Origin of the sequence: Algorimicrobium echini, assembly GCF_900115185.1 — a bacterium.
Classification (GTDB): Bacteria; Bacteroidota; Bacteroidia; order Flavobacteriales; family Flavobacteriaceae; genus Algorimicrobium; species Algorimicrobium echini.
In genome coordinates, this window is sequence record NZ_FOVN01000018.1 from 1 (window position 1) to 2,116 (window position 2,116).

The following is a 2,116-nucleotide window of genomic DNA, read 5'->3' on the forward strand; positions in this document are numbered from 1 at the left end:
GGTAACGTGTTTGTATATGAAAAGTGCGTGCTTGTGTCAGAGGATTTTCGGAACGAAAATCGGATGAAAGCAAGTACGCACTTTCCTTTGATTTAGCACTAAACTACGCATTTTTTATATACAGTGTTAGCAAACGTTTTTTAATAATATTCTAAATCAAATGTAATTGTATTCCCAGAAGTGTCTCCAAATACATTGGTTGGATAATCATCACTGTCATAAGTATAAGTGTATGTTGTAGTTTCTGCTCCTGTTTTAGAAATTGAAGCTATGTTGTTCTTTAAAAAAGGAAAACTATAACCTTCAAATCCGCTTATATATATTCCTTCAAATTCCCAAAAGAATTCTATGAAACGCTCAATGTATATAGATTCTAATTGTCCATAAAAAGGATTTACTTTATTGTCATAAGTCAAAGTGTATTCAAGCAAAAGGTTGTCAGAGTTATCATAGGATTTAGCTGTTGTCATATTTCCATTCGAATCATACTCGAAATTTGTATATTGATTACTTTCAGTTAATTTAATAATTAATCCATTGGGATTTAATTCTAAATCAGCTGACGAACCTGCATTGCCTTCAATCATTCCAGTAACAGTTACTATGTTGTTATTGTATTCTAAATTTACACTTTCATTATTTGCTGTGTAGCTGGATAGTTTTCCATTAGCATCGTAAGAGTATGCGTAATTGTCGCTGTAAGTTGATGAACCACTCTCTTGATAATTCCATTCCGTTATTTTATTTGTAGAGTTATAAGTGAAGTCAGAAACATATATAAAGCTGTTATAAACTCCAGTCAAACTAGAAAGTAAATCGTTTCCATCGTAAATATAATCAACTTTTCTAGTGTCGGATATTTTTTCTGTTTTAACGAGTTTGATTGTTTCTTCTGGTTCTGGTTCAGGTTCTTGTGTTACAGGGTTATCATCAGATGAACAAGAAAATAATACAATGTTTAGTAAAATTAGGGCTAAAAATAATTTGTTTTTTTTCATAAAGTTTGGTTTTTCAAATGTTTGCTAACGGTTTTGTGTATGATTAGTTGCGGGAAAATCAGCAAGATTTTTCCGCCGTGGCACTAAAGTAATTAATTCGAGTGAATTTCCGCCAAGGAAATTCCGCAGCAATTAATTATACACGTTGTTGGCACACGTATTTATTTTTAATGTGTATTTCCGTATTCAAAAGTTGAAAAGTCTTTGAATAGGAGGATGTTCTTATTGTCATTCCAAAAAGTGTCAATAATTTTAAACTCTCCTTTCGGAAAACTAATTAAATCTCCTGTTTTTAGAATTACGTCTCCGCCATATTCACAAACACAAAGTTTTCCTTTTACAGTTGTTGCATAAACGGTTACTTTTTCTTTATGATTATCTTTCCACTTTTTATTTATTACTTGTATTTCCTTTCGATTGTCCTTTACTAATTTCCTCAAATTTTTCAAGTAAGTGTCATAATTTTCAGGGAAATTGAATTCGGTTCCAGTTGTCATTGTGTATGGATAGGAAACTTTTCCTAAACAACAGGATTCCAATTGTTCACTTCCATAAAATTCGGTCAGATAAAGAGAATATATTTTTGGTTCTTTATATTCATCTACATTTTCATATTTTTCCAACTCCGCAACCCAATAGTATGTGTAAATCTGGTTCTTGTGTTGACCTTTGTTTTTACTCATTTCAAAAGTCAGAATCACGAATTCCTTTTCAGTCAGATTTTGAGTAAATCCACTAAATGAAAATAGCAGTAGAATTATGAAAATTATTTTATTTTTCAATTTGGAGTACGTTTTTCATATGTGTGCCAACGGTAAGTGTATGAAATGGGCGAGTTTGCGTCCGAGGATTTTCCGCAGGAAAATCGGAAGGTAGCAAACGCACATTTACACTTGATTAGGGACTAAAGTAAGCATTTTTTATACACTATGTTGGCAACCGTTTATTTTTTAAAAACCAGGCGGTTGGATTGGGTATGAAGCCAGTCGGCAGTTTAAAATCGATTTTTTAGTTTTATTAAAGCGACAGAATTGAGCGCAACAGTGGTAAATCGGAAGTGCGTTATGTTCCGTAACAGTGATAAATCGGAAGAATAGAGTGAGATCTTTTTTTAGAAA

The 2,116-nt window shown here is 32.2% G+C and carries 2 protein-coding genes; both read right to left on the reverse strand.

All coding sequences use genetic code 11. The features are described from left to right. Positions 1 to 140 precede the first annotated feature (140 nt). A complete protein-coding gene (locus BM239_RS15195) occupies positions 141 to 998 on the reverse strand; it encodes a DUF4595 domain-containing protein (protein WP_092209146.1) in 858 nt (285 codons plus the stop codon). Positions 999 to 1,165: 167 nt separating this feature from the next. Then, entirely contained in the window at positions 1,166 to 1,780 is a 615-nt protein-coding gene (locus BM239_RS15200) for a hypothetical protein (protein WP_092210185.1), read from the reverse strand. Positions 1,781 to 2,116 lie beyond the last annotated feature (336 nt).

Coding starts and splice junctions, on each gene's coding strand:
- BM239_RS15195 (WP_092209146.1), bottom strand. CDS start 998: ATGAAAAAAAACAAATTATTTTTAGCCCTAATTTTACTAAACATTGTA.